This is a genomic window from Streptomyces sp. PA03-6a (assembly GCF_033792765.1).
GTDB lineage: Bacteria > Actinomycetota > Actinomycetes > Streptomycetales > Streptomycetaceae > Actinacidiphila.
In genome coordinates this window covers 1-5,445 of the sequence record NZ_JARAVK010000399.1, presented here as the reverse complement: position 1 = coordinate 5,445, position 5,445 = coordinate 1, and the positions used below count along the sequence as shown (strand labels likewise).

Genomic DNA, 5,445 nt, shown 5'->3' with positions numbered 1-5,445 from the left:
GCAGCCGCAAGGGCGCGCCGCCGAAGGCGGGCGACATCAAGGCGGTGGAGGCCGCCGCGGAGTGACGGTGCGCCAGGCGCACCACCGCGCGGCAGGTGTGGTCACTTGACGCACGCACGCGCAGTAGGTTGCATACGCAATGTGACTGCACAGCTTCCGGGGACCACGCAGTGGACCCGGTGATCATCGCGGGGGCGGGTCCGGTCGGGCTCGCCCTCGCGCTCTGCCTGGCCCGGCACGACGTGCCGAGCATCGTGCTGGACGAGCACGACCACGCGCCCTCGCTCCCCGCGGAACGCACGGCCGTCCTCAGTCCCGAGACCGCCGGGCTGCTGGTGCGGCTCGGCCACCGCCGGCTCTACGAGTCCGGCGCCACCTGGGAGGCGTGGCGGACGCTGCGCCGACGGCAGGAGACCGTCCGGGTGGAGTTCGGCGACCGCGCGTCCGGCGGGCAGGGGCCCTCCCCGCTGCACATCGGGCAGGAGCGCCTGGAGCACGGGTTGCGCGGGGCCCTCGCCGAGCAGGCGCTGGTGCGGATCGTCCCGGGGGCGCGCGTCGACTCCGTCGAGCAGGACGACCGCGGTGTCAGCGTCCGCACCAAGGGTGCCAACGCCACCTGGTGGCGAGGGAGTTACCTGATCGGCTCCGACGGTCCGCGGTCCACCGTGCGCAAGCTCCTGGGCGTGCGCTTCCCCGGCCGCACGGCCGTCGACCGGCACGCCGTCGCCGCACTGCGGGTCGCGCTGCCCGACGAGGGCGTGGCGCTGCTGCACCGCGAGCCGCCGGGGCCCGGCGCGGGACCGGAGGTGACGGCCCGTCCGCTGCCGGACGGGGTGTGGCGGCTGGACTGGCTGCTGCCCGCGCGCGGTGAGCCGCTCACCTCCGACGAGCTCGTCTCGCGGATCCGCGGCACCCTCTCGGCCTGGTGCGGAAGCGTTCCGTCGTACGAGCTGCTGGGCTCCGCCGAGTACCCGGTGCACCAGCGGCTGGCCCGGCGCTGGCGCGCCGGACGCGTCTTCCTGGCCGGGGACGCGGCGCACCTCATGGGCGCCCTGGGCGCGCAGGGCCTGGAGGAGGGCCTGCGCGACGCCGACAACCTCGCCTGGAAGCTCGCCCTGGCCTGGCACCACGGCGCCTCGGACACCCTGCTCGACAGCTACCAGGCCGAACGGCGCGACGCGGTGGGCGCCCGGCTGCGGGCCACCGACCAGGTGCTGCCGCTGCTGCGGGCCAGCGGTGTCTGGCACACGGTGCGACGCTCCGTGCTCTCCGGCTCCGCCCGGCGGTACGCCGAACTGCTCACCGACGGCCACCTCGGCCGGGGCCCGCTCGGCGCACCGCCGGTCTACGCCCGCTCACCGCTCGCGCTGCCCGCTCCCCGCGGGGCGGGCGCCGCAGCCTCGGCCTCCTCGGCGGCCGCGCCGTCGCCGCTCCTGGGCTCCTGTGCCACTCCCCCGGGCGGTGCGGTCGTCGACGTCCCGGTCACGGCGCTCGACGGCTCCGGGGCGCGCCTGTACGAGCGCCTCGGGCGTGACCTGCTGGTCGTCCTCGTCGCGCCGGGCACCGGTGTGTGGGAGAGCCGGCACTGGCTCACCGCGGGCCTGATGCCCCGGCTGGCCAAGGCGGTGGCGGCCCTGCCCACCCGGGCGGAGCTGCTCGTCACGGAGGCGTACCCGGGGTCGACGGCGCACAGCGTGCTGCTGATCCGCCCGGACGGCCACCTGGTGACGGTGATGACCGGCTGCCGCCCGACCGAGCTGTACGCCTACGCCGACCTCGCCCGCGGCGGCCCCCCGAGCCCCGTCCAGGACCGCGTCCCCCACTGACGGGGCGGGGCGCGGGCCCGGGCCGGGCCGTTCGTCCGGGCCGGTCCGGTCCGGTCCGGGCCGGGCCGCTCAGCGGGCGAACTCCGTGGCGCGGGACTCACGGACGACGGTGATGCGGATCTGACCGGGGTAGGTGAGCTCCTCCTCGATCTGCTTGGCCACGTCTCGGGCGATGACCTGCGCCTGGATGTCGTCCACGTCCTCCGGGCGCACCATGACCCGGACCTCGCGTCCGGCCTGCATGGCGAAGACCTTGGCGACGCCCGTGTGCGCGGCGGCGATCTGCTCCAGTCGCTTGAGCCGGCGGACGTAGCTCTCCAGGGACTCGCGCCGCGCGCCGGGGCGGCCCCCGGAGATGCCGTCGGCGGCCTGGGTGAGGACGGCCTCGACGGTGCGGGGGTCGACCTCGTTGTGGTGGGCCTCGATGGAGTGGACGACGTCCTCGGACTCGCCGTGCCGCCGCGCCAGGTCCGCGCCGATGAGGGCGTGGCTGCCCTCGACCTCGTGGGTGAGCGCCTTGCCGATGTCGTGCAGCAGCGTGCCGCGCTTCGTCACGGCCGGGTCGATGCCGAGTTCCGCGGCCATCATGCCCGCGATGTGCGCGGACTCCAGGAGGTGGCCGAGCACGTTCTGGCCGTAGGAGGTGCGGTAGCGCAGCCGTCCGAGCAGCGTGACCAGTTCGGGGTGCATGTCGGTGATGCCGATCTCGGTGAGCGCGTCCTCGCCGTGGCGCACGCAGAGCTGCTCGACCTCGGCCTGCTTGCGCTCGTAGACCTCCTCGATGCGGTGCGGGTGGATGCGGCCGTCGGTGACGAGCGCGTCGAGGGTGAGCCGGGCGACCTCGCGGCGCACCGGGTCGAAGCAGGACAGCAGCACCGCCTCGGGGGTGTCGTCGATGATGAGGTTGACCCCGGTGACGGCCTCGAAGGCACGGATGTTGCGGCCCTCGCGGCCGATGATCCGGCCCTTCATCTCGTCCCCCGGCAGTTGGAGCACCGAGACCACGGACTCGGTGGTCTGCTCGGTGGCCACGCGCTGGATGGCCCCGGCCACGATCCGCCGGGCGCGTTCCTCGCCGCGTTCGCGGGCCGCACGCTCGATGTCGCGGGCGATCACCGCCGCCTCACGCTTGGCCTGTTGCTCGGCGGAGCGCACGAGGTCGGCGCGGGCCTCGGCCGCGGTGTAGGCGGCGACGCGCTCCAGGACGTCGCGCCGCTCCTCCTCCAGCCGGTTGAGCTCGGCGCGGCGGCGCTCCAGTTCCTCGCGTTCCTCGGCCAGTTCACGGCGACGCCGGTGCAGTTGCTCCGACTCGGCGTCGATGCGGGCCTCCCGGTCGGCGAGCCGCTGCTCACGCCGCTCCAAGTCGGCCCGGATCTCGCGGACTTCCTCCTTGGCGGTGGCCCGGATCTCCCGGGCCTCACGCTCGGCCGCCGCCCTGAGCTGTTCGCGTTCCGCGCGGAGCCGTCGGAGCAGCACCCCCGCGGTGACCGCGACGACCACGGTGACGGCCACGGCCACGGCCGTGAACACGGATTCGGTCCCCAGCGCGATGCCCATGGCACCAACTCCCGTATCTCTGAGGACGCGATCCCTCACCGGTTGTGAGGCTAAGTCGACTCAGAGGCACGGTCAAGGAACCTCAACGGAGGTTCAGTCGGGCAGGTAGTGCTCCAGCGACTCCGGGTCCTCACCCTCCTCCTCCAGAGCACGGCGGACCACCCTCAGGGCGAGCCCTTCCGCGTACCCCTTGCGGGCGAGCATCCCGGCGAGCCGGCGGATCCGCTTCTCCTTCTCCAGGCCGCGGGTGGCCCGGAGCTTGCGGTCGACGAGGGCGCGGGCGGTCTCCTCCTCCTGCCCCGCGTCGAGCCGCCCCACGGCCTGGCCGATCGCCTCGGCGTCCACCCCCCGGGTGCGCAGCTCCTGGGCCAGGGCACGCCGGGCGAGGCCCCGGCCGTGGTGCCGGGACTCCACCCAGGCGTTGGCGAACGCCTGGTCGTCGATGAGCCCGACGTCCTCGAACCGCTCCAGCACGTGCTCCGCCGCGTCCTCCGGGATCTCGCGGCGGCGCATGGCGTCGGCGAGCTGCTTGCGGGTACGCGGCGTCCCGGTGAGCAGGCGCAGGCAGAGCGCCCGCGCCTGCTCCACGGGGTCGAGCGGGCGCTCTTGCTCCGCCCTGGGCCCCTCCTGCCCCACGGCGGGCGAGGAGGGAGAGGAAGAGCCGCCACGATCTTTGTGCCCGGATGCCACCGTCAGGCCTTGGCGGCCGTGGCCTTGGTCGCCTTGACGGCCTTGGGCGCCGGGACCGTCGCGCCGGCGTCCGCCTTGGCCGGGTCGGCCACCGCGGCGGGAGCGGCCGCGTCCTCACCGGGCTGCTCGCCCGAAGCCTCGGGCCGGACGCCGATGCCGAGCTTCTCCTTGATCTTCTTCTCGATCTCGTCGGCGAGGTCGGGGTTGTCGCGCAGGAAGTTGCGCGCGTTCTCCTTGCCCTGGCCGAGCTGGTCGCCCTCGTAGGTGTACCAGGCACCGGACTTGCGGATGAAGCCGTGGTCCACGCCCATGTCGATCAGGCCGCCCTCGCGGCTGATGCCCTGGCCGTAGAGGATGTCGAACTCGGCCTGCTTGAAGGGCGGCGCGACCTTGTTCTTGACGACCTTGACGCGGGTGCGGTTGCCGACCGCGTCGGTGCCGTCCTTGAGGGTCTCGATGCGGCGGATGTCCAGCCGCACGGAGGCGTAGAACTTCAGCGCGCGGCCACCGGTGGTGGTCTCCGGCGAGCCGAACATCACGCCGACCTTCTCGCGGAGCTGGTTGATGAAGATCGCGGTGGTCTTGGACTGGCTGAGCGCACCGGTGATCTTGCGCAGCGCCTGGCTCATCAGACGGGCCTGCAGACCCACGTGCGAGTCGCCCATCTCGCCCTCGATCTCGGCCCGCGGCACGAGGGCCGCCACGGAGTCGATCACGATGAGGTCCAGCGCACCGGAACGGATCAGCATGTCGGTGATCTCGAGGGCCTGCTCACCGTTGTCCGGCTGGGACAGCAGCAGGGAGTCCACGTCCACACCGAGGCGCTTGGCGTAGTCGGGGTCGAGGGCGTGCTCGGCGTCCACGAAGGCGACCTTGCCGCCGGCCCGCTGGGCGTTGGCCACCGCGTGCAGGGTCAGGGTCGTCTTGCCGGAGGACTCCGGGCCGTAGACCTCCACCACGCGGCCGCGCGGGAGACCGCCGACGCCGAGGGCGACGTCCAGGGCGGTGGATCCCGTCGAGATGACCTCGATGGGCTCGTTCGGCCGGTCGCCGAGACGCATGACGGCGCCCTTGCCGAACTGCCGTTCAATCTGTGCGAGCGCGGCGTCGAGCGCCTTCTCGCGGTCGGTTCCTGCCATGGGTTCCACCCTGGGTGTCTGAGTCGTTCGCTTCACGTCCATGACGCTACTGCCTGCCACTGACAACGCGTCCCGACGCCGCCCCCGGCCTGTGGACAACCCACGGGAGTCCGTGAAAACCCTTGGGAAACCGGGTCCGGGACATCCATGAGAATGGATGTTCGATTTTCGTGTCAAGCGACTCCCGGACCCGGTTTCCCAAGGGTTTTCACGGACTCCCGTGGGTTGTTCAC

Annotated in this window: 3 protein-coding genes and 1 pseudogene; 1 reads left to right on the top strand and 3 read right to left on the bottom strand. The window is 73.1% G+C overall.

What is annotated here, in order from left to right; all coding sequences use genetic code 11:
* Nucleotides 1-170: 170 nt before the first annotated feature.
* A complete protein-coding gene (locus tag PV350_RS44025; protein WP_499514391.1) occupies nucleotides 171-1,826 on the top strand; it encodes an FAD-dependent monooxygenase in 1,656 nt (551 codons plus the stop codon).
* Nucleotides 1,827-1,895: 69 nt separating this feature from the next.
* Here PV350_RS44025 and rny read toward each other — a convergent pair whose 3' ends face one another.
* The 3 genes and pseudogenes from rny to recA all read right to left on the bottom strand — a co-directional run bounded on the left by rny (nucleotide 1,896) and on the right by recA (nucleotide 5,212).
* The gene (gene rny / locus PV350_RS44020) at nucleotides 1,896-3,383 is read right to left on the bottom strand and encodes a ribonuclease Y (RefSeq protein WP_500338990.1); all 1,488 of its coding nucleotides are present in this window, start codon (nucleotides 3,381-3,383) and stop codon (nucleotides 1,896-1,898) included.
* Between the two features lie 93 nt (nucleotides 3,384-3,476).
* Nucleotides 3,477-4,184: pseudogene (gene recX, locus PV350_RS44015) on the bottom strand (recombination regulator RecX); the annotation flags it as partial.
* The gene (gene recA, locus PV350_RS44010) at nucleotides 4,076-5,212 is read right to left on the bottom strand and encodes a recombinase RecA (protein WP_499514389.1); all 1,137 of its coding nucleotides are present in this window, start codon (nucleotides 5,210-5,212) and stop codon (nucleotides 4,076-4,078) included. The gene recA and the pseudogene recX, both read right to left, overlap by 109 nt.
* Between the last annotated feature and the right edge of the window lie 233 nt (nucleotides 5,213-5,445).